The sequence below is a fragment of the Paenibacillus sp. IHBB 3054 genome (assembly GCF_051594305.1).
Taxonomy (GTDB): domain Bacteria; phylum Bacillota; class Bacilli; order Paenibacillales; family Paenibacillaceae; genus Paenibacillus_AQ.
Window position 1 is genome coordinate 201,846 of sequence record NZ_JBOFBG010000001.1, and the last position, 21,446, is coordinate 223,291.

At 49.0% G+C, this 21,446-nt stretch carries 18 protein-coding genes; 7 read left to right on the forward strand and 11 right to left on the reverse strand.

The features are described from left to right. Nucleotides 1–238: 238 nt before the first annotated feature. From ACQ76X_RS01000 to ACQ76X_RS01010, 3 genes are all read right to left on the reverse strand, one after another. Nucleotides 239–703 (reverse strand): GNAT family N-acetyltransferase, encoded by a 465-nt coding sequence (locus ACQ76X_RS01000; protein ID WP_144024272.1) that lies wholly within the window; start codon nucleotides 701–703, stop codon nucleotides 239–241. Continuing rightward, nucleotides 693–1,883 (reverse strand): formate-dependent phosphoribosylglycinamide formyltransferase, encoded by a 1,191-nt coding sequence (gene purT / locus ACQ76X_RS01005; protein WP_438491586.1) that lies wholly within the window; start codon nucleotides 1,881–1,883, stop codon nucleotides 693–695. Before purT ends, ACQ76X_RS01000 begins: the two co-directional genes overlap by 11 nt. 147 nt (nucleotides 1,884–2,030) lie before the next feature. Then, nucleotides 2,031–5,711, reverse strand: a complete 3,681-nt coding sequence (locus ACQ76X_RS01010) for a dynamin family protein (RefSeq protein WP_438490986.1) — start codon at nucleotides 5,709–5,711, stop codon at nucleotides 2,031–2,033. Nucleotides 5,712–6,046: 335 nt separating this feature from the next. On the opposite strand from ACQ76X_RS01010, the gene ACQ76X_RS01015 reads away from it, so the two are divergent. Beyond that, nucleotides 6,047–6,400: a PadR family transcriptional regulator gene (locus ACQ76X_RS01015; RefSeq protein WP_438490987.1), complete on the forward strand. Its 354-nt coding sequence runs from the start codon at nucleotides 6,047–6,049 to the stop codon at nucleotides 6,398–6,400. After that, nucleotides 6,387–6,938, forward strand: a complete 552-nt coding sequence (locus ACQ76X_RS01020) for a DUF2812 domain-containing protein (protein ID WP_438490988.1) — start codon at nucleotides 6,387–6,389, stop codon at nucleotides 6,936–6,938. Before ACQ76X_RS01015 ends, ACQ76X_RS01020 begins: the two co-directional genes overlap by 14 nt. An 88-nt stretch (nucleotides 6,939–7,026) precedes the next feature. Here the strand turns inward: ACQ76X_RS01020 and ACQ76X_RS01025 are convergent, their stop codons facing one another. From ACQ76X_RS01025 to leuC, 8 genes are all read right to left on the reverse strand, one after another. Then, on the reverse strand, nucleotides 7,027–7,293 hold the full coding sequence (locus ACQ76X_RS01025) for a hypothetical protein (RefSeq protein ID WP_038594340.1): 267 nt from the start codon (nucleotides 7,291–7,293) through the stop codon (nucleotides 7,027–7,029). A gap of 2 nt (nucleotides 7,294–7,295) precedes the next feature. Further along, entirely contained in the window at nucleotides 7,296–8,006 is a 711-nt protein-coding gene (gene nth, locus ACQ76X_RS01030; RefSeq protein ID WP_438490989.1) for an endonuclease III, read from the reverse strand. Between the two features lie 168 nt (nucleotides 8,007–8,174). Beyond that, nucleotides 8,175–11,273 (reverse strand): S-layer homology domain-containing protein, encoded by a 3,099-nt coding sequence (locus ACQ76X_RS01035; protein WP_438490990.1) that lies wholly within the window; start codon nucleotides 11,271–11,273, stop codon nucleotides 8,175–8,177. An 80-nt stretch (nucleotides 11,274–11,353) separates the two neighbouring features. Next, nucleotides 11,354–12,022 (reverse strand): GerMN domain-containing protein, encoded by a 669-nt coding sequence (locus tag ACQ76X_RS01040; protein WP_438490991.1) that lies wholly within the window; start codon nucleotides 12,020–12,022, stop codon nucleotides 11,354–11,356. A gap of 112 nt (nucleotides 12,023–12,134) precedes the next feature. Next, complete coding sequence (locus ACQ76X_RS01045) at nucleotides 12,135–13,571, reverse strand: N-acetylmuramoyl-L-alanine amidase (RefSeq protein ID WP_438490992.1); 1,437 nt, start codon at nucleotides 13,569–13,571, stop codon at nucleotides 12,135–12,137. A 163-nt stretch (nucleotides 13,572–13,734) separates the two neighbouring features. After that, complete coding sequence (locus tag ACQ76X_RS01050; protein ID WP_438490993.1) at nucleotides 13,735–15,309, reverse strand: N-acetylmuramoyl-L-alanine amidase; 1,575 nt, start codon at nucleotides 15,307–15,309, stop codon at nucleotides 13,735–13,737. A 227-nt stretch (nucleotides 15,310–15,536) separates the two neighbouring features. Further along, entirely contained in the window at nucleotides 15,537–16,139 is a 603-nt protein-coding gene (gene leuD / locus ACQ76X_RS01055) for a 3-isopropylmalate dehydratase small subunit (RefSeq protein WP_438490994.1), read from the reverse strand. A 30-nt stretch (nucleotides 16,140–16,169) separates the two neighbouring features. Beyond that, nucleotides 16,170–17,594 (reverse strand): 3-isopropylmalate dehydratase large subunit, encoded by a 1,425-nt coding sequence (gene leuC / locus ACQ76X_RS01060; RefSeq protein ID WP_438490995.1) that lies wholly within the window; start codon nucleotides 17,592–17,594, stop codon nucleotides 16,170–16,172. Between the two features lie 574 nt (nucleotides 17,595–18,168). Here leuC and ACQ76X_RS01065 point away from each other — a divergent pair. The 5 genes from ACQ76X_RS01065 (at nucleotide 18,169) to ACQ76X_RS01085 (ending at nucleotide 21,363) form a co-directional block, all read left to right on the forward strand. Continuing rightward, a complete protein-coding gene (locus ACQ76X_RS01065) occupies nucleotides 18,169–18,375 on the forward strand; it encodes a hypothetical protein (RefSeq protein WP_438490996.1) in 207 nt (68 codons plus the stop codon). Then, nucleotides 18,372–18,653: a hypothetical protein gene (locus ACQ76X_RS01070; RefSeq protein WP_438490997.1), complete on the forward strand. Its 282-nt coding sequence runs from the start codon at nucleotides 18,372–18,374 to the stop codon at nucleotides 18,651–18,653. Before ACQ76X_RS01065 ends, ACQ76X_RS01070 begins: the two co-directional genes overlap by 4 nt. Before the next feature lie 125 nt (nucleotides 18,654–18,778). Then, nucleotides 18,779–18,967, forward strand: a complete 189-nt coding sequence (locus tag ACQ76X_RS01075; RefSeq protein ID WP_438490998.1) for a type II toxin-antitoxin system HicA family toxin — start codon at nucleotides 18,779–18,781, stop codon at nucleotides 18,965–18,967. Between the two features lie 39 nt (nucleotides 18,968–19,006). Next, a complete protein-coding gene (locus ACQ76X_RS01080; RefSeq protein WP_438490999.1) occupies nucleotides 19,007–19,429 on the forward strand; it encodes a type II toxin-antitoxin system HicB family antitoxin in 423 nt (140 codons plus the stop codon). 500 nt (nucleotides 19,430–19,929) lie between these two features. Continuing rightward, nucleotides 19,930–21,363: a hypothetical protein gene (locus tag ACQ76X_RS01085; RefSeq protein ID WP_438491000.1), complete on the forward strand. Its 1,434-nt coding sequence runs from the start codon at nucleotides 19,930–19,932 to the stop codon at nucleotides 21,361–21,363. Nucleotides 21,364–21,446 lie beyond the last annotated feature (83 nt).

The window sequence follows — 21,446 nt, forward strand, 5'->3', positions numbered from 1 at the left end:
TATAAAACTATTCTAGCTGATTCGATCAACTCTATCTATGTTTAACTTAAGTAAGGGGTAAAAGATACTGAATGGCTATTCCGCCGGTTCAGCTAATTCATTATACAGTGGCAATGGACGGGTATACATAAGCAAATTGAGGGAATGATATTCTTCAGCTCAGAACGGTGGGGTTTACCTCTACGACGAAAAAAAACCATCCCGGTTGCCGGGATGGGGATGATTGTACGTATTAGATTTACAGCAATGCTTTATTGAAGCGGTAGCCGGTAGTCTGCTCGAAACCCATATGACGGTAAAAAGCATGCGCAGGCGCACGTTCCACACGGTTGCCGCTTCTAAGGAACAGCTGGCAGCAACCCTGCCCGCGGGCCCATTCTTCCGCTGCAGCTACCAATCTTTTGCCGAGGCCGTTGCCTCTAAGCTCCTCTGATACAATCAGCGCGTTGATTTCCGTAATACAATCCGCATGTTTGTAATAGGATTTCACCTGCCGAAGTCCAATCATTCCCACAACTTCATTGTCCAGTTCAGCGACCAGTGTGCAATGGAACGGATCATTCTCCATGCCTTCCATTCTCTCTTTCATCACGCTAAGTGTTGTCGGATAGCCGAATTCCCGCAGAAGGGCTGTCACTCTCTCCAGATCATTCATGCCGCATTTGCGAATTTGCAGTACTTGCTCCTGAGTACTACTGTTCATTCTCATATACCTCCACTTTTAGCATAGACGCCGCCTGTTTGGCGGTAGTCCGCGCGATTTCTACATCTTCCGCTGCACTGAGGGCTACTGCCATCCGCCGTCCAGGACGGATTTCAGGTTTGCCGAATACCCTAACCTGCGTACGGGGAAGCGCCAGCGCTTCGCCGATTCCGGATATGGCAAAAGCCTGTCCGGTTTTATCTGCTTTCAGGGTAGCCGAAGCGCCCGGTGTTACGAGCGCAACCGAGTCCAGCGGAAATCCAAGAATGGCTCTGACATGCAGAGCGAATTCCGATAAATCCTGCGTAATCATTGTAACCATGCCGGTATCATGCGGTCTGGGCGATACTTCACTGAACAATACTCCCTGCTCTGTAAGAAACAGCTCCACTCCAAAAATACCAAGGCCTCCAAGCTGATCAGTTACCGTTTTGGCGATATTCTGAGCTTCTGCCAGCGTGCGCTCACTCATCTGATGCGGCTGCCAGGACTCTACATAGTCGCCGTCCTTCTGGATATGGCCGATCGGCGGACAGAATACAGTTCCGCTTGCCGATCGGACCGTAAGCAAGGTAATCTCACTTTCAAACGTAACGAAAGCCTCCACGATGACCCGTGTCCCTTTGGCCCGCGCTCCTTCCAGAGCCGTATTCCAGCAGTCCTCCACATCACCTGGTTTCTTGCAGACGCTTTGTCCTTTGCCGGAAGAGCTCATAATCGGCTTGATCACACAGGGTGTGCCAAGCTCTTCCACTGCCTGGCGCAATTCGTCCAGACTGTCCGCGAAGCGGTATGCCGCGGTCGGCAGGCCAAGCTCTTCAGCCGCTAAACGCCGGATACCCTCCCGGTCCATGGTCAGCCGGGCTGCACGTGCAGTCGGGACTACGAAGAATCCTTCCGCCTCCAGCTCCAGCAGCGCATGAGTGGCAATAGCCTCAATCTCGGGCACAATCAAGTCAGGCTTCTCGGAACGGATGAGCGTCTTAAGCGTGTCCGCGTCCAGCATATCAATTACATAGGAGCGATGGGCTACACCCATCGCCGGGGCATCTTGATAACGATCCACAGCTACGGTCTCTACGCCAAGGCGCTGAGCTTCGATAATGACTTCCTTACCCAATTCCCCGCTGCCCAAGAGCAGCAGCTTACGGCTTTGAGCTGAAAAAGGAGCTCCCCACATTGTCGACTCCAACCTCTTTCGGCTAATTTGACTGCTGACTCTCTTTTTCTGTAAATGTCGCAGTTTTCATTGTAAATTTTCAGGCTTCTTTATTTTCTTCCATCAACGACCAGATTGCAAGCCTTCTTCGACATTTTCCTACAATCTTCACAGATCGCCGTCTACGAGATCGTCGAAATTTCTCTCCAGAACATTTAATTGATGGCCAATTTGGCCCCAATGTTCCGCAGAATCACCCCCTTTCAAGAGACCGGACATCACTTCCTCCCGCTCAGCCAGAGCTGCTCGGAGTGTTTCTGCCGAACGTTTCAACGCCTGCTCCGCTACACCCGTATAAAAATCCAATAATAAATCTTCCTGCATTCCGGCGGCTCCGGCAACTGCTTCCTTCAGCCAAGGGTCCGCTGAGGCTCTGACTTCGTTACGCCCCGGCCCCTCAAAGAAATGACGCGGCGATTTGAAGCGGCCCCCTAATGCTGCCCAATCCAGAGGGGATAACCGGCACTCCAGCTTATCCGGGGAAGGCCAGTGTTCTTCGGCATTGTCCATGAGCTGAAGCTCCTGAGCCGAAATCGACAGTTCCGACGCGGCCGATGAAGCTGCCGTCCGCACGAGTTTTTGACCTGCCGCTTCCAGGCGCAGGGTAGTCGCCCACAATTCCTGTTCCAGCTCGCGCTCAAGGGTGCGTTCCAGCTCTCTGCCACAGGCTGTAAAGATATCTTTCAGATTTCCGCTATCCTCGCGCAGCACGGAAGGATGGAAGGATTCCTGGAAGAAACGGCCGAAGGCAAATCCGATCCGCTGCCGCACATGATAGAGCAGTTCTTCACCTTCCCGGCGAAGGTCGCGCAGCGGACGTTCCTCGGCGGAAAGTGCCGTGAGCCGTGCTTCTGCGGTGCGGCGGCGTTCCTGCAGCTCCAGCAGTCCGGCTTCACGCCTTCCTGCTTCCATCTCGGCCAGCTTCTGCCATTCTTCCGCCCGCATGCGCACGGAGGCAATGTTCTCTTGCGCGGCTGCAAGCGACAACCGCGGCAGTTCTCCGCCCGCGAATTCCGCAAGCGCCTCTTCAAAGGTCTGGAAACGGGAGCTTTCATAAGCTTCCCGGTTGTGGTCTGTTTTGCCTTGCAGCGCCAGCAGGCTGGACAAGGTATATATCCGCGGCGAGGTAAGGCCGCCAGCACGCAGGTTCTGCGCGACATGCCCCTTCACCTCTTCCAGCTCCGCTTCGTCTGCGGCCAAATCAGAAGCGTTGATGATAAAGAACATTTTATCCAGCGCGAAGCTGTCTTTAATTCTTCCCAATTGGGCCAGCAGACCACGGTCCGCTTTGGAAAAGGCATGATTATAATAGGTCACAAAACATATCGCGTCCGCATTCTTCATGTAACCGAAGGTTACACCGGTATGACGGGCATGCAGGGAATCCGCGCCGGGGGTATCCACCAGCACAATGCCGCCCGCAGTCAAGGGACAGTCATAATACAGGTCAATCCCCTGCACAAAACAGGCCCGGGTCTCCTCGGCGACCAGTCCACGGTATTCCTGCAGATCAACAGTCCGCACCGTTCCCAGCAGTCCCTCCGCTTCTGACCAGCCCGCAGCGGCCGCCCGCAGGAATCCGGCATGCGGCAGGGCGGAAGGATGCAGGCCGCTGACCTTCAGCCCTGCCACCTCAGCGGTCCAGCTCTGCCGCTGCGGGGGCGCAAGCTGCAGTACGCTGAAGGAATGGAGGATGTCCTCCCAGAAATCCTCCGCGGTCTTCATCGTTACCACCGCGCTGGCATGGCGGAATTCCCCTTCCGGTGACAGGATGCGGTTCACCGCTGCTGTGGCGGGGTGGGGAGACACAGGCAGCACTTCTTCGCCCAGCAGCGCATTGGCGAAGGAGGATTTACCGGCGCTGAACGCTCCGAACAGCGCCATCGTAAAGCGGCCGGCGGCGATGCTCTCCGCCCGTGCCGCGAGGCTGCGCGCCGCCGAGGCCATGGCCTGCTCGCCGCGCAGCAGCTCTGCCGCAGCGCTCAGCGCCGCTGCGGCCTTCGTGAGCCGGCGGCGTCCGCCCGCCGGCGAGACCGGCCCTGCCGCCCAGGCTGCGGCGGCAGGCCTTCCGGCCGCTGCGCCCGGCAGCGGCTGGACCACGCGCGGTGCGGCGCTGCTGGCGCCTGCCCGCGGGGCAACCCTCACCTCCGGCAGAGTGCCGGGGGTGAGGGTCCGGCGCGGCGGCAATAGCGCCGCGAGCTCTGCCGCGCGGGCATCCGCCGCGCGGTCAAGGGCAGCAAGCGCGGCGAGCGCGCGCGCCTGCCGCTGCAGGGCTTCTTCGCGGCGCGACAGCTCGGTGCGCCGCTCTTCCAGCAGCGGCGGCAGCTTCGCCAGCAGCTCATCGCCAAGAGACAGGGCAGCCCGGCGGAACTGGGCTTTAATTTCAGCCGCAAGCGTGCGGGTGAAATTAAGCAACGCCTCGCCCGAGGCCCCGGTTCCCGGCTTCAACGCAGCCGCCAGCCACTCCTGGCTCACCGCCGGAAAACTTTGCTTGAGCAGATTCTCGGCCCCCTCCTCCCACACGCCAAGGCCTTCGGCCCATTCCCGGACCAACTGAAGAATATGCCATTCCAGTTGGGCGGTGATTTCCCGCGTTTGCAGTCCGTGCCAGGCTTTTAGCCTTTCTGCTTGCACCTTCTCCCGTTTCGCAGCCGTAAACAGCAGGCCCTGCCGGAAGCCGGGAGCCATGCTTTCAGCATAAGCACCCGCAGCTTCCCTTACATCGGCAGGCATCAGATTGCTGTTGCCCAGCAGCGCATCGAGTGCGTTGCGCAACGTTAGGATTGACTGATCAGGCAGCTCTGCAAGCTCCTTACGCTCTTCGTTACAAGCCTGAAGCGCTCTTTCCACGGAGTACTCGACCGCACCACCCGATGTTTCCAGCAGCGCCTCGCGCTCCTCCTGCTGCTGCTCGCGGTATTCTGTCACAACCGCATCGGCCACATGATGTACCGAGCGGGACAAGCTGTAGCCAAGCAGCTCCTCCCGATGATCCAGCAGCTGGCGAATCAGCATAAGCAGACCGTCCCATTGATTTAGCGGATGCTCCATGTCCTTAAGTGAAGTGAACAAAATACCGGCGGATTGAATTCCCCATTCCTGGAAAGCGCTTTCCAATTGCTGCCGGTAGGCTTCAATGGCAATTTCCTGTTCACGGTGCTTGTCAATCTGATTGATAATAAGATACAGCGGTTTGCCCCAATCACTGAGGTTTTTGGCAAAAGCCAGGTTATTCTCCGACTGCACATGATTGTAATCCATCACATAAAACACCACATCGGCCAAGTGCAGTACGGAGCGCGTCGCGGCTTGATGCCCGTCATCCGTGGAATCAACCCCCGGGGTGTCCATCAGAACACCATGTGCTCCAAGCAATGGCACATCCTCCCAGACTTCAATCGCAGAATAATCACCGCCCTTGCGGCAATATTCCTGCAATTTCTCCGGTGTGGTCTCCCATGCGGAATTTGTCTCATTCTGTCCTTCCACCTTGGGATAGAGCCGTACGCGGGGCGCTCCGCTGCGGATAGACACGACATTGGCACTGGTCGGAACGGGCCCGGAAGGCAGTACATTGCTGCCGCATAACCTGTTAATCATACTTGACTTCCCTGCCGAAAAATGTCCGCAAAAGGCGAGTGTCAGCTCACGGGCACACTCTTTACTCTCCAAATCGGAGAGTACCCGCTGCGTTTCTGTCTCTCCCCACCGTTCCATCAGCGCTCCCAGCAGAGTAAGCGGCGAATCCGTCACATTCTCTGTTTTAATCTTGGTTTGTTCTGCTGCCACTATATCCACCTCCGCTGCATCCTAGAAAAAATCGACTTTGTTTGAAGTCTATGTACGTACCCTTCATAAAGCGATATCTAAAATAAATATATCTTAACGTAAAAATAAATGGCATAACTAGAATAATTACATTTTATCACCAGTTTGCCACAAATCAAATATTCACGAATTACAAAATCCCCTATAAACCTTTACAAAATTCAGTTGACTAAAAATTATGCATCCCTGACTTGACAATGCAATATTATGTAATTATTATATCCATATCGGATATATCACTAATGGATATATCTATATCAGATATACCTGTTATTTTAGAAAATGGAGGTGTGCCAATGTCCAGAGCTAATTCACTGCAGACCGAACAGTTGACTGATTCGGCTTACTACATCCTGCTTGCCTTACTCTCTCCGAAACACGGCTATGCGATCATGAAATATATTGAAGAACTGACGAACGGGGAAGTCAAAATCGGGCCTGCAACACTTTACACCCTAATCAAGAAAATGCAGAAATCAGGCTATATTCTATTGAATGAGGACGATGATGACCGGCGGAAGACTTATCAGATTACTCAGAGTGGGAAGCTTATTATTACAGCAGAAATCGAACGGAGACTTAGAATGGTTGCACACGGGAATGCCGCAATACAAACTGCGAAGGAGGAATCATCTCATGAAGAAGGATAAACAAACACGTTATGTGATATCGAAAGGTCTGGCCTTTGCCGAGGATGCGGATATGAACAAATTAAGCGCGCTGTCAGAAAAAGGCTGGTTTCTGGATCATTTCTCTTTGTTTGGTTACGTAATCCGCAGGGGAAAGCCGCATAAGCAGATTTACTGTCTTGATATACGTGAATTGCCGAAGGAGGAGGAAGCGGAGTACCATAATATTTTTGCAGACAGCGGCTGGACTTATGTATGCTCCGCCGGTGATCTCCATATCTTCTCGGCAGAACCGGGAACTGTTCCTATCCATACCGACCGTGCGACTATTTATGACAAATATACCAAGGTTGCCCGAATCAGCAAGATAGCAGCTTTTGTAACACTGTTGCTGACCTTAGGAAGTATTGCTTTAAGGTTCCTGTCTACAAAGGTATGGAACAGTTTACTTCTAGAAAATACTTCTTTCGTAGTCGTAATGTTGTGCGTCATGGGATTCGTACCTTCAACAATGGTCTATATTGCATACTCCTTGCGTTTAAGGAAGTTCTCATCTTAAGCTCATTCCACAAAGATGCCCACTTTTTCAATAACGCACTACGAACAAAGAGCCGGCCCCAAGGCCGACTCTTTGTGTGTAAATCCTATTACGCTGTTTCCAGTACCGGAAGCAGAATTTCGAATACTTTACCGTGCTGCAGAATGGTCAGACCACGGGATTTGTCTCTCATAACAACAACTTCAGGCTTCTGGGACATCCGCTCCAGGTAATGCTCAGGCACATCGCCGGAATGGCTGATCGTGATGCCTTCTACTTCCTGCTCTTCATTTTCTTCCAACGGACTTTCCACTACACGGTCAAAAATATCGGAAAAAGCTTCAAAATTATTGGTATATACAGAAATGCATTTCATCTCTATCCCATCCTCTTCTTCATCTCTAACTTTTTACTTGCCTTTAAAACATCATTATCTTTCCTGATTACAGCTGTTTTCATACGTTTCTTGCCCTCACGGCATACATCCAAGAGCGGGCAAACCTGACAACTTGGATTCTGGGCTTTGCAGTGATAGCGGCCAAAAAAGATCAGTCGATGATGTGTAAGTGTCCATTCCTCACGCGGCACCGCCTTCATCAGCTTCTTCTCCACTTCCAGTACGGAATCCTTCCAGCCCGCAAGTGCGAGCCGCTTGGCTACCCGTTCCACATGGGTATCCACAGCAATCGCAGGTACGCCAAAAGCGTTGGACACAACGACATTCGCAGTCTTGCGGCCGACCCCCGGCAATGTTACCAGCAAGTCATGAGCCTGTGGCACTTCTCCGCCATATTGCTCTATAAGAATAGAACAAAGGCTTTGAATATGCTTAGCCTTATTGCGAAACAAGCCGATACGCCGGATATCCCTCTCTAATTCCTCCAGCGGCACGGAAATATAGTCAAGAGGGGTTTTGTACTTTTGGAACAGGTCCTCGGTCACTTTGTTCACTGTTGCGTCCGTACATTGGGCTGACAGCAGCACCGCAATGGTTAGCTCAAAAGCGTTGCTGTGATTCAGTTCGCAATGCGCATCAGGAAACATGTCTCGAATCGTATCCAGAATGTGGCGGACCTCTGCAACTTTCACCGGCGTCCCCTCCACGGAGTATTTACACTCAACAAACCAGACGAGCGTATCTTCTCTGATGTAAAGAAATATAAACAAGTATAACCGCTTATATTTCAAAAAAAACGTCTTGATCCAGACAATCTCCTGGATCAAGACGGTGTTTCTCACGGAAAATCACCATTGCTACTATTGTTTCACGACTTCAACTAAGACATCGTTTTTGAAATACAATATAATATTATCATTTTCTTTGAGAGATTGCACGGATAAAGTCGTGTCACCCTGGTGAATATATACACTCGAAGTGATCGCGAACTGATAATTCGTATCGCTCAGAGAAGAGCGTTTGGTTACGATCTGGTTATTTAGGCTGTCGTAACGCGAAACCGAGCGGGTAAGCTGCTTCAGTACAGTGACGATCACTGATCCGTCAGCATCTTTGCGGACATCTACCCGGTCAGCTGTAGTCAGACTGCCAAGACCTGTCGTAGTGACACCGTCACGGATAATTTTTACGCCACCGCTGACTGCAATCGTCTGGGAGGTGCCTGCATAATCCTTAAGCACGAACGAACCCGCAGCTGCATCTACTGACGACACAACACCAGTATTCTGCTTGATGTACTGAAGTGATACTGGAGTGCTGCCGCTTACGGTCAAATTCACATAATCACCGACCTTCAAGTCGCCAATTTTCAGGGTTTGCCCTGCTTCATTGGTCATTGCTAAAGTCAAAGTATTTAGTTCAAGCGTCCCTCCGGACCATTTCACACCCAGCTTATTCATTGGTGCATTAAGGGTAGTGATTTCAACCTGTACTGATGAGTTCACTTTAAGCACTGAGATGACATCCTGATTGCTCGTAAGCACTGCGGTTACCGAAGAGTTAAGAGGTATATCTGTGATGGCAGAAGATGTACGTCCGAGAATATCTATTACCTGTGGATAACCCAGGGTAATAGTTTGCCCCCCTGCGAGCTTCAGAACAATCGTTCTGGTTGTTGTATTAATCTCGGACAGGGTTCCTGTATATTTGGTGCTGGTTTCTACCGAAAGGGCCCGCTGGCCGACAGCTTTTACATCCACCCTGCGCCCTTCGTAGAGATATATCCCCATAGTAGTCAATGATGTGGTAATGCCCTCGTCAAAAGCAAGTTTTGTCTTGTCATCAATCTGTACCAGATGTGCTTTACTTTTGCCGTCCATAACTGTCAGCAGCTTTGTCTTGCTATTAAAAGCAATTACAGTCGCACCGATAAATTCATCCAGCTGGCGGTTCAGCACTTCAATCTTCGTTACCTGATCAGAGCTGTTGAGGGTAATCTGAACATTGTCTCCACTGGTCGCATCGGCAAGCAGATCACCGATTACCGGGTTAGCAACGTTAGGTATCACAATTGTCGGCGCCGGCGATGTAGCCAACAGCTTCACTTCGCGCGCACCGTCAGACTTTTTATAAATAATGCTTGAGCTTGTAAGCTCATAAATCGATCCCTCTACCGTTCGCTCCGTGCCCGAAGTCACTTCCACCGAACGGATGACATTGCTATTTATCGTATATTTCACAGCGGCTCCGGTCTTCAGGTCGGCTGGCAACAGAACTGCGTTTTGCGAACTGAACAGTGTAACCCCGTCTTCCCACTTGAACGTTTCCGCAATTCCGGAAGCATTTTTGAACGTGATGCTTTTTGCTGCCTGATCCACACTTTGAATTGTCCCTGTGGTCGTTTTGTTCACAACGCCCGAGGTCACCTGAACCTTTACCACCTTATTAGTTCCTGTGAAAGTTTCACGCAGCAAGGTAACTTTACTGTTTGCGGTAATTGCTCCAGAACTAATCGTGCTTCCATTTACATCAACAAAAGAAGTATCGGTATCATAGCTGTACTGGTCATATCCCGTAGCAGAATCAAGCCAAATCGTACTTGGAGTGATCTTGGCAAAGTTCCCTTCGACACTTACCACCTGCTGGGCAGGATCTGTCACCTCAACATAAGCTGCATTATAGGTTGCACCAATAACGGTTACTTTGGTATACGGCTGAACATCATTCAGACTGATTCTTGTGTCTGCCGTACTAGTGTAGTATGCAGTTACGGGAGTCAAATTGAAGACAGACGGTAAACCGTTGCTGTAAACGGTCATTTTCCCGTCCTTCAAGGCACTGATGCTCCCTTTGACTGTGTTGTCATACCCTATAGTGTTAAATGCTTCTGCGCGGCTGAAGAAAGTTGCCACTTGTGCACGGGTTACCGCTCCTTGTGGATCAAAGCGGTTGCCGTCAAGACCATTGGCCAGTCCCAATTCCACGGCAGTGTTCACGTAACCTCGCTTATTCGCCGAAACCTTGGCATCATCAGCGAAGCTAGTCGGCTTGCCTGATACTGCGGCCGCTTCGGAGTTTTTGCCAAGAGCACGGACCAGCAATTCGGCAATCCATTCACGTGATGCCTTGCGGTCACCCCAGGATGTCTTTAGATTATCCGCCGACATTTCAACCGTCTTGTCCAGAAGGCCCTGCTGGAAAGCCAGCACAACAAACGGCTTAAAATAATTGGACACCTGGAAATTAGTCGGAAGCACCACGTCAGTGCCGGTATTTACTTTGTCCTCAAGCTTCATGAAGCGAAGTGCGATCAGCACAGCTTCCTGCTGGGTAACAGAGTCACCCGCACGGAATAATCCGTTATTTCCAACAACAAGACCTTGCGCTGCCAGCTTATAGATATGTTTTTCTGCCCAGAAGCCTGTTTTTACATCGCTGAACAATCCTGGTGCAGCTGCAGGCGGCGTAGCTGTTGCTGTAGGTGTTGCTGTAGCTTTTGGTGTAGCTGTTGCTGCAGGCGTTGCCGTAGCTTTTGGCGTAGCTGTTGCTGCAGGCGTTGCCGTAGCTTTTGGTGTAGCTGTTGCTGCAGGCGTTGCCGTAGCTTTTGGTGTAGCTGTTGCTGCAGGCGTTGCTGTAGCTTTTGGTGTAGCTGTTGCTGCAGGCGTTGCCGTAGCTTTTGGTGTAGCTGTTGCTGTAGGTGTAGCCGTAGCTTTTGGTGTAGCTGTTGCTGCAGGCGTTGCCGTAGCTTTTGGTGTAGCTGTTGCTATAGGCGTAGCCGTAGCTTTTGGTGTAGCTGTTGCTGTTGGCGCGGCTGTAGCTTTAGGGGCAGCAGCCGTAGCTGTGCTCTCAGCGAATGCAGCCCCTGCACTACCAAACACCATAGCGCCGGCCAGAACAGCAGATGCCGCTTTGGTGGAATAAGCTTTAATAGAGTGATTGGATCTTTTATGACCGGACAATAGGTTATTCCCCTCTCTATGCTTCATGTAAGTGGTATATTAGTAATTCGGCAAACATTCCCAAAATTCCTGTGAGACGTTTATAATGCGCTGTTCTCCCGGGTTATTGGATGCACTAAATCCACATGCCCCATTAGACTTTCCACTTGCTCACCGTCTACCAGAAGCTCAACGCTTTTCACTTCCTCGAACTGGAAGAAGAGTTGGGCCAGCGCACTGATGGCCATGGATTCACCGCCTGCGCCCAGTTGAGCCTCAGCCGGTTTGTGGATGTCCATCAGAATCTGTCCATCCGTAAATTTAAGTGATTTAAGCTCAATACCGCTCCATAACGGGATCATATCCGCCTTATCGCTGTTTTGAAGCGTTTTGAATGCTTCAGTATATTTCTCCGTATCGTTCGCGAAGTTTATCTTTGCTGCAGCCTTCACAAGTTCCATCTGCTGCGAATCCGTATAGTACGTGGAAATGCTCTGGCTTTGTTTGTCGACTTCAACAGGCTTGTCCGTTGCAACAGGAGCATCGGTGCTGACCGGCTCTGCAGTGGCGGGTGTATTGAGCCCTCCTGCATTGCTGTTGCTGTCACTCTTGCTGTCTCCATTTACGTTATTTCCTTCGGCTCCGCTAACGACTGTAGGAGAATTTTGTCCCGCTTCATCAGCCGGTGCTGCAGCCGGCTTGTCTCCGCAGCCTGATATCACCAGTAGAAGAAGTGCTGCAACCCCTGCATATGTCAGTTTTTTGTTCATCAACATTTACCCCCTCTAGATGAATACGGGCAGACAGAACTGCAAAGCCTCTTTCGCCTGCAAATCAGGCCGAAAGCTGGCTTTGCAGCTTCATCTGCCGCTAAGTCTGCTGTTACATTCCCAGATATTCCTTAATACCACTGACCATGGATGCTGCCACATTGTTCTGCAATGTTTCCGAGAACAACAGCGATTCATCGCCTTTATTGCTTAAGTAACCTACTTCAAGTAGTACGGCAGGCATTGTCGTCTCACGAATGACGTGGAAATTTCCATACCTCACACCACGGTCGCTAAGCCCGGTCGCCTTGACAAGATACTTATGCATCACTTTCGCCAGTGCCTTGCTCGCTTCCCGCTGATAATATGTTTCTGTTCCACTTGCAGCCGATGAACCACTGCTGTTCGCATGGACGGAAATAAACAGATCGGCCTTAAGCTTGTTGGCCATACCCGCACGGTCTTTTAATTCCAGGAACGTATCATCGCTGCGAGTAAGCACTACATCGATTTTATTCTCCTGTTTCAGCAGCTCTGCTGCTTTAAGAACAACGGCCAAATTAAAATTCTTCTCATATTTACCGGTAACCCCTACAGCTCCGGAATCCTTGGCGCCATGGCCGGCATCCAGCACCACCAGCTTCCGGCCGTTATTGCCGGGCTGTGTCGTCGTATCTTCCGTGCTTTGCGCATTCAGATCAACCACAATCAGCTTGGAAGCATCACCGGATACTTCAAGACTATAGTTCTTGGAAGTGTTCAAATCAATTACAAAGCGGATGGTATAAGGGCTTGTACTGTACAAAGAATAACGTACTCCTGATACATCCGGGTAATCCGTTACAGCAAGTTTGCCATTCAGGTTGGGGTCAAGTTCTTGTCCACTTCCGAACACATCCGAGAACGTGGCATTTGGCAAATCGACCACAATCCGGTCCGGCCCTGTCATCTTCGTTATATTCGGCGCGGAGCTGCCATCCATTGCAATGGTCAGACGGTTCTGGCTGAAGCTGATGCCATTCACCATTGTCAGGCCGCTTGTCGACTCTGCCGGAGGAACAACGACGGTTGATCCACCGTCACCAGAACTTCCCTCTGAACCGGTGTTATTACCGCCAGTTTCCGGGGTAATAATGTTTACAGTCTTCTGGGCGTTATCCCAGGTGACAGTGAGGCCAAACTGCTCGCTGACAAACCGGATCGGTACGAGTGTAGTACCTGCGCGCGCTACTGGCGCCGCCGTGAGAATCACGGTTTTGTCATCAACGGAAGCTGTCGTTTGATCCACGATCAGCTTGATCGTCTTGCCCTGCTGTTCAATTGTAACTGTCTTGCTCTTCTGATCCCAATTCACCTTATAGCCAAGGTTTTCGGCGATCATTCTTAGCGGCACCATAACTGAGTTCTTTACATTTTCGACCGGCGCATCCTGCCCTGCTGTCAGCTCCTGGCCATCCAGATAGATCTTATTCCCGGCAGCAGCATGTCCATGCTCGGGCAATACCAGTACAAAGAGCAGCAGCAACAGCGTAAAAGCAAATTTCTTCATTCTTCACCTCTAAAAATCTAGTATTCCGCCAGAGAACGGCGTTCATGATGATCTCGCCATTGACAACCCTCGACATTGATTAGACGCTGGTATCCGCTAAAAGTTGCGAATAAATCCCATTAAAAAGCTAGTAATTCCGCGCCCTATTAACAAGATTCTATATCTATATTCCCAAATATTCCTTAATTCCGGCTACGATTTCCCTAGCCAGCCTGTCTTGAAACTGGCCATCATACATGCCCGCCTCATTCCCCTGATTGGTAAGATAACCTACCTCCAGCAGCACTGCCGGCATTGTAGTTTCTCTTGTAACATGCAGACTTTTGCTCCTGATTCCGTTGTCCTTGAAGCCTGTTCCCGCGACCAGATGCTTGTGGAGAACCTGGGCGAGCGGCAGACTTTCAGTACGGGAATAGTAAGTCTCACTGCCATTGATCTTTTCCCTGTTGGGATAAGTGAGCTCCAGCGAGTTTCCATGCACTGAAATAAACAGGTTCGCTTTATTTGCTTCAGCAATTACGACCCGATCCTGCAGACCGAGTGTGCTGTCATCCGTGCGGGTAAACACAACGTCGACCAGACCTTCCTGCAGAAGCAGCGCTCCAACCTTATTCACAACTGAGAGATTGAAGTTTTTCTCCAGCTTCCCTGTCAGGCTTACGGCTCCAGATTGTTTACCGCCGTGTCCCGCGTCAAGAACGACAACCGGCTTGCCTGTGATTCCCGGTCCTACGGTAGTACTGCCTCCATTAGCCACTACATTTAAATCAATTGTAACCAGCCCGGTGCTGTCGTCAATACTTACCTGATAGGGCTGTGTTCCGATCGTTTGAATAACGAACCTTACGGTAGAGGGATTGGAACTGAACAGCGCATAACGGACTTCCGAAATCAATGGGTAACCGGTAACATCCAGCTTGCCTTGCGGACTGCCGTTAGGGGCTGTGCCAGGCAGACTGCCAACGAAATCCGCCGCGAACGAGGTATTGGGGAAATCAACCACAATCCGGTCAGGGCCGCTCATCTTGGTAACAGTAGGCTTGGCTCCACCCGTGGCGGAAACGATCAAACGATTTTCGCTGAACACCGCCCCCATGATCTGAGGCGACGTAACTATCGTACCGCCGCTGCCGGGGATCGGCGTTGGTGTTGGGCCTGCGGTTCCTGTCACGATCTCTCCCTCTGATCCAGTTTCATTCGGGACAGGGGTTGGACTTGGACTCAATGCAGGCACCGGTGTTGAACTGGCGGACGGCGCTGGAGTTGCAGAAATGTCCGTACCGCTTGTAGAACCGCCGCTTAAATAGACAGTTTTGTCGCTGTTGTCCCAGCCCACTATAAGCCCAAATTGCTCACTTACAAATCGGATAGGCACTAGTACAGTTCCATTATTCTGCTTGGGTGCCGCATTTAGAGCTAGTGTAGTTCCATCGGCTTCAGCCGTTTTGCTTCCTACGGCCAGCAGCACGCTTCTGCCATCCTGTTGAACGGTTACTTTACGCGACTTCGGCTCCCAGTCGACTTTGAACCCCAGATTCTCCACAACTACTCGAATAGGAATCATAACGCTTCCATCGACGTATTCAATTTTGGCGCCTTTGGGCATTGTCAGCTCCTGATTATCCATAATAATCTTGCCTGTCCCGCTTCCGGCGGCGGCAGCTTCACGGCCGGCGAATGATAGCAGTAACAGTGGCAGCAGCAGCATAAATAACACCCGTTGTCCGGCTCTTCTCATCCTTTCTTTTCCTCTCCTTCTGGTAAATGATAGATACATAGATAAGATTAAGACGACAGAAATCTCCAAAAGTTGCCTTCTGCGGCAATTAATATATCGATTATAGCAAAAAAACTTCTATTTCCGACACCCGGAAATAGAAGTTTTGTGTAAAATTTGTAAAGATTACGTATTCTTCAGGGATAAAACTCAGTTTCCCCTGTGACCGGACGTGCTCTTTACATCGCTTACGAAAACAGCTTTGCCGCGTGGCGCTCCTCGTAGGCGGCGATTTCATCCGCATGCTGAAGTGTCAGCCCGATATCATCGAGCCCTTGCAGCAGGAACTGGCGGCGGTGCTCATCCAGCTCAAAGCTGATCAACAGTCCGTATTCATCGCTGAGCGTGTTGTTCTCAAGGTCAACCGACAGGTTGTAGCCTTCATGGGCTGCCGTACGGCTGAACAGCTCATCGACCTGCGATTCCGACAGCTTGATCGGAAGAATCCCGTTCTTGAAACAGTTGTTGTAAAAAATATCGGCATAAGATGGGGCAATCACTACTTTGAAGCCATAGTCCATAATCGCCCACGGCGCATGCTCCCGGGAGGAGCCGCAGCCGAAGTTGGCCCGCGAAATCAATACAGATGCGCCTTTATAGCGCGGTTTGTTCATCTCAAAAGCAGCATTGTCATTGCCCGCTTCGTCAAAACGCCATTCGTAAAAAAGAAATTGTCCAAATCCAGTCCGTTCAATCCGTTTCAAAAACTGCTTCGGAATAATAGCATCCGTATCTACATTTACCCGGTCAACCGGGGCAACGATTCCTGTTAATTTCTCAAAAGCTTCCATTGTTGTATCCTCCCGCTCTCTCTACGATTTCTATGAATTGACGGCTTCTGTCTTGTAGTTCCAGTCGCGGACGTCGGTGAAACGTCCCTTGATTGCAGCAGCCGCGGCCATTGCCGGGGATACGAGATGCGTGCGTCCGCCGCGTCCCTGGCGTCCTTCAAAGTTGCGGTTCGAGGTCGATGCACAGCGTTGTCCAGGCTGAAGTACATCCGGGTTCATCGCCAGGCACATGCTGCAGCCTGCTTCGCGCCATTCAAAACCAGCTTCCGTAAACACTACATCAAGTCCTTCCTTCTCCGCCTGCAGCTTCACGCGTCCGGAGCCCGGAACAACAATTGCCGTAACCTTGTCGGATACCTTGTGACCTTTGGCTACCTCGGCAGCAGCACGCAAATCCTCAATCCGGCCATTCGTGCAGGAACCGATAAAGACATAATCAATCGGAATTTCCGAAATAGGTGTACCTGGTGCCAGATCCATATATTCAAGCGCTTTTTCAGCGGCTTTACGTTCATTTTCAGTCGAGAAATCAGCCGGGTTCGGCACACTGGAATTGATGTCTGTGCCCATGCCCGGGCTAGTTCCCCAGGTCACTTGCGGAATCAAAGATTCCACATCGAACTCAACAATAGTGTCATATTCTGCACCTTCATCACTTACAAGGCCTTTCCAAGTTTCAACGGCAGCATCATAAGCGGCACCCTGAGGGACATATTGGCGACCACGCAGATAGTTGAAGGTAGTTTCATCAGGAGCGATCAGACCCGCTCTTGCCCCGCCTTCGATCGACATATTGCAGACGGTCATGCGTTCCTCCATCGACAGCTCGCGGATGGATTCGCCCGTGTATTCAATAACATAGCCTGTTGCAAAATCAGTGCCGTATTTGGCAATGACACCGAGAATCATATCCTTGGCAGTCACTCCAGGATTGCGTTTGCCGATGAAGCGGACTTCCATCGTTTTGGCTTTGGATTGCTGCAAGCACTGGGTAGCCAGAACATGCTCAACTTCACTTGTGCCAATACCAAAGGCCAGTGCGCCGAATGCTCCGTGCGTGGAAGTGTGGCTGTCGCCGCAGACAATGGTTTTGCCGGGATGTGTCAGGCCGATTTCCGGGCCCATAACATGCACGACACCTTGATCGATATCGTTCAGGTCGAACAATCTGACTCCGAAATCACGGCAATTCTGCGACAGTGTGTCAATCTGCTGTTTGGAGATCGGATCTGTAATGTTGTAACGGTCTTTCGTAGGAACGTTATGATCCATGGTAGCAAAAGTAAGGCCGGGACGGCGGACTTGGCGTCCGCTGAGACGGAGACCTTCGAAGGCCTGTGGAGAGGTAACTTCGTGCACCAGATGCAGATCAATATAAATAATGCTAGGTTTACCTTCCTCTTGATGGATTACGTGATTTTCCCAAATTTTCTCAAACATTGTCTTCTTGCTCATGTCTTCACCTCATATAGTAGAATCGTTCAATGGAAGAGAGTGTGGAGTCTCTCTTGAATGATCTAAATATAACATCGCCCCGTTTATAATTCCAAGATATGATTTCTATAGAACTGATAGGCTGCGTCTATAAGCTGTGATGAGGTGAGTTGGTACATCCCTTGTTACATAAGGGGTTACGTAATTCATGTTTATGCTCGTTTGGGGTTGGTTGGGGGTAGGTATTCTGCATTTCGTCCCCAGTTTGTCCCCATGGGGACGGAGATTTTTAATGAAGGGAATGAGTTAATGAGGATAGAATCAATGCCGCTCCAGCAATTCATAGATAAGTATTTCGAGCAGCCACACTCCCGCAGCTACAGCCGGCCTGACATACCGTATTGTATAGGCAAAAGGTAGACATATGGGATACTGTCGGCCTGCCTGGAGTAGTGGCTATCTTTCGCCGGAGCCATTACAAAAGCATGGATGAAGGATATGGGAACGCGAAGCCGGTGCTTCTACTCCGAAAGAAACCGGAATGCACCAATCAGACTTTATAAGCTAAGGAAATTTTTCCTGGAGGTAGATAAGCATGAAAATCGAAGAATTAAATCCCGGTGGGAGAATCCGCATTAAGGAAGGACATGCCAGTGACTACGGCAGCCGCATAGGCAGGATTGTTGCGATCGAGGTAACTGTAGATATAGGAGAACCACTGCTGGTCAGAGTTAATCCAGAGGCGCTGGAAGCAGTATCGGAAGATCCGATGCCGCCAGGATGGGAAGAGGTGGAGGTATGAAAATAGATTATGAATGGTTGCTAAATGTTAGCAGTGCCGAGGTAGTTACAGAGGTTAAGAGTGTAATTGAAGGATTTGAAGAATCATCAATAGCCGACATACAAGTCACTCTCGATCATACATTTGATTCTTCAGCGTGCAGAGATCAGCGCATAGCTGTTGCTCTTATTGGTAATCGAGGTGTTATTTTTGAAATCCGATATTGGCGGAATAGCAGTGTGGAGGTAAAGATTTATTATCTCTATGCAGATGAAGTTAAATTCTTATCCAAACATTAATTTAGGCTACGGCTGCCTATATTCATTATCGGAAGGTTCTTCAGCAAATTCACTTAAGTACGTGTTATTCATACGTTGACACGTATTAATTATACGTCTATAATAGAAATGTAAGGAGGGTTGAGATGAAGGCTTACAGTTCAAGAGAACTCATAAAAATTCTTGAAGAGGACGGATGGTACATAATCGGAGTTCATGGCAGTCACCATTACTTCAAACATCCGACAAAGCCCGGTAAAGTTACGGTGCCACATCCACGAAAAAGCTTTCCTCCAAAGACACAAGTAAGTATCCTAAAATCAGCAGGGTTGTAGGGGCGCAAGCCCCTCTCCCTCAAGGAGGTTAATATAGAAATGAGCAAGAAAGACGTTTATCGCTTCTGGGCGCTGCTGGATACAGCAGATGAAGGAATCTCTGTCCGCTTTCCGGACCTTCCCGGTTGTCTGACGGCGGGAGATACAGCCGAAGAGGCCCACGCTGCAGCACGGGAAGCGCTGGAAGGGTTTATGTACATGATGGAGCAAGACAATGACTCTATCCCTGCCCCTTCAGCGCTTGGCGACATTTTGAAACAAGCAGAGTCCACAGAAGCAGCTTGTGAAGTACAGGTATATATGCCGGTTGTTCGGGACGCAATGGAAGCTAAGGCGGTTAAGAAGACGCTCACCGTGCCTAAATGGTTGAATGACGAAGCTGAGCGCCAACACCTTAATTTTAGCCAAGTGCTGCAGGAAGGGTTAAAACGCAATTTGGGTATTGAAAATCAACGTATATAATTTGGCAACTCAACTAATATTGTATACCACAGGTAGGAAAAAGCCCGTCGACCAGTTAAAGTTGACGGGCTTTTGCTATGTATGCTCTAAATTCAAATCGTTCCCTAATGAAGTAAACTCCGGCAATTAACAGCATCCGGAGTATCCCCCTCGACTATGCCACTGTAATCCATTAGGTGCCCGTTTGGGTCTGGATCTTCCCAATACCGTACAGACACCTTTGATTACGCAAGGACAACCGTCAAAAAGTCTGCACCACTTTTAAGCACTCTATATTTAAGGTTCAGCGCACTCACTCCTATGTCACACCTACTACAAATCTCATGAAATAAACGCGCAAACAATATATTTATTATAATATTCATTTGCATATTATACGATAAATTTTATACAAGACTTCTAAATAATTACTTGATATAATTTCCAATGTGGATTGAGAGATATTCATTCTAAATTTAAGACAAAAGTAATTTCATATGTATAACGGGAGGAAATGAACCTTGGACAAAGATTTAATACCTTTGGTTAAAGCAGACGTTGTTTCAATTAGCAGTGAAGTAGACAGTTTTTCACTCGGATTAACTAGATATCTTGAGTACTTAGGATTACCGACATCTAATGTTTTAGTAGTTCCGGAAGAGAGACAAGTTGTAGTTAATAATTTACCTACAATTGTGACTAGACTCTCACCAGAGACTAAAGCTGAGTCAATGTATATATCAAAATTTATTGCAGCTTGTGGTGCTGGTTTATTTGATGCTGCATTAAACTTTTTATGGAATGAGACAGTAATCAATTTAAGATCAAAAGTCGTTCGATTTGATCTAGACTACTTCTTGGGTAGTATAATAAATGATCCAAAGAGACGAGCAACTTTCAAATCTGAAGCGGATCTCCCAAAACTTGACGATTGGGAATTAATTAAAGGTTGTAAAGATACTGGTATTATTACAGACATCGGATTTAAACATTTAGACTACATACGAGATATGCGAAATCATGCAAGTGCTGCGCACCCCAACCATAACGACTTAGATGGACTACAGTTGTCAAGTTGGTTACAAACTTGTATTAGAGAAGTTCTTGGAAAAGAACCTGAAGGACCTGTCTTGGAGGTTCGCAGACTTCTCCAGAACCTAAGAGCTAATCAGCTCACCTCTGCTGATATACCGCCTATCGCTTCGAATATTAGACAGTTACCAGAAGAACTAATTACTTCTACAATTAGAACGGTTTTTGGAATGTTTGTTGACCCTGAACTTCAAACTAACATAAGGAACAATCTAACACTCATCACACCATGTTTATGGAATTACAGCAATAAACAGTCCAAACATGATATTGGTTTAAAATATGCTATTTTCTCTGCAAATGCAGATCTCCCGAGAAAAAAATTGGCATATGATTTTCTAACAATAGTTGAAGGACTGACTTATTTGCCAGCCGAACAAATAGTAGTCGAAATGGAGGAAGTCATCGAATCCCTATTGACCGCACATAATGGTTGGAATAATTTTTATAACGAACCCGTGCATGCTCGCTCGTTATTGAGATACATTCCTGATACTGGAGTTGTACCCATTCCAATTTCAGAACATTATGTAAAGGTTGTTGTTATGTGTAGGATAGGTAACGGTCATGGAGTTTCTGGTAGTGCACTCGAGTATTATGAAGAAATGATTGGTAGATTTACTGAATATCAGATTATGGAGTTTATTAATCTGCTTTTTAATAGTGACATTCGCTCACGGCTTCAATTTAGTCTTTGTGCAGAGAACTTCAAAGCTCTGGCAGAAAGATTTAGCTTAACTGCTGTTGATATACATGTAAAAAACATGTTAATTCATATTTCTAAAAGCAGCAGAAATGCTATACCAAATTTAGTCATCGAAGCAAAATTCACAGAACTTTATAAAAATATAGCTTGGGGTTAATGCTCTTCCAATTTGTAAAAAGAACAATCATATTTCTTCATATGACTGTTCTTTTTCTTTTTTTGGAATAAATTAAAAACTTC

Excerpts from the sequence above, each read along its gene's own strand:
- purT (WP_438491586.1), bottom strand. The coding sequence starts at position 1,883 with ATGTGGGGAGCTCCTTTTTCAGCTCAAAGCCGTAAGCTGCTGCTCTTG.
- ACQ76X_RS01025 (WP_038594340.1), bottom strand. The coding sequence starts at position 7,293 with ATGAAATGCATTTCTGTATATACCAATAATTTTGAAGCTTTTTCCGAT.
- ACQ76X_RS01015 (WP_438490987.1), top strand. The coding sequence starts at position 6,047 with ATGTCCAGAGCTAATTCACTGCAGACCGAACAGTTGACTGATTCGGCT.
- ACQ76X_RS01065 (WP_438490996.1), top strand. The coding sequence starts at position 18,169 with ATGAAAATCGAAGAATTAAATCCCGGTGGGAGAATCCGCATTAAGGAA.
- ACQ76X_RS01020 (WP_438490988.1), top strand. The coding sequence starts at position 6,387 with ATGAAGAAGGATAAACAAACACGTTATGTGATATCGAAAGGTCTGGCC.
- ACQ76X_RS01070 (WP_438490997.1), top strand. The coding sequence starts at position 18,372 with ATGAAAATAGATTATGAATGGTTGCTAAATGTTAGCAGTGCCGAGGTA.
- leuD (WP_438490994.1), bottom strand. The coding sequence starts at position 16,139 with ATGGAAGCTTTTGAGAAATTAACAGGAATCGTTGCCCCGGTTGACCGG.
- ACQ76X_RS01075 (WP_438490998.1), top strand. The coding sequence starts at position 18,779 with ATGAAGGCTTACAGTTCAAGAGAACTCATAAAAATTCTTGAAGAGGAC.
- leuC (WP_438490995.1), bottom strand. The coding sequence starts at position 17,594 with ATGAGCAAGAAGACAATGTTTGAGAAAATTTGGGAAAATCACGTAATC.
- ACQ76X_RS01050 (WP_438490993.1), bottom strand. The coding sequence starts at position 15,309 with ATGAGAAGAGCCGGACAACGGGTGTTATTTATGCTGCTGCTGCCACTG.
- ACQ76X_RS01045 (WP_438490992.1), bottom strand. The coding sequence starts at position 13,571 with ATGAAGAAATTTGCTTTTACGCTGTTGCTGCTGCTCTTTGTACTGGTA.
- ACQ76X_RS01080 (WP_438490999.1), top strand. The coding sequence starts at position 19,007 with ATGAGCAAGAAAGACGTTTATCGCTTCTGGGCGCTGCTGGATACAGCA.
- ACQ76X_RS01040 (WP_438490991.1), bottom strand. The coding sequence starts at position 12,022 with ATGAACAAAAAACTGACATATGCAGGGGTTGCAGCACTTCTTCTACTG.
- ACQ76X_RS01000 (WP_144024272.1), bottom strand. The coding sequence starts at position 703 with ATGAACAGTAGTACTCAGGAGCAAGTACTGCAAATTCGCAAATGCGGC.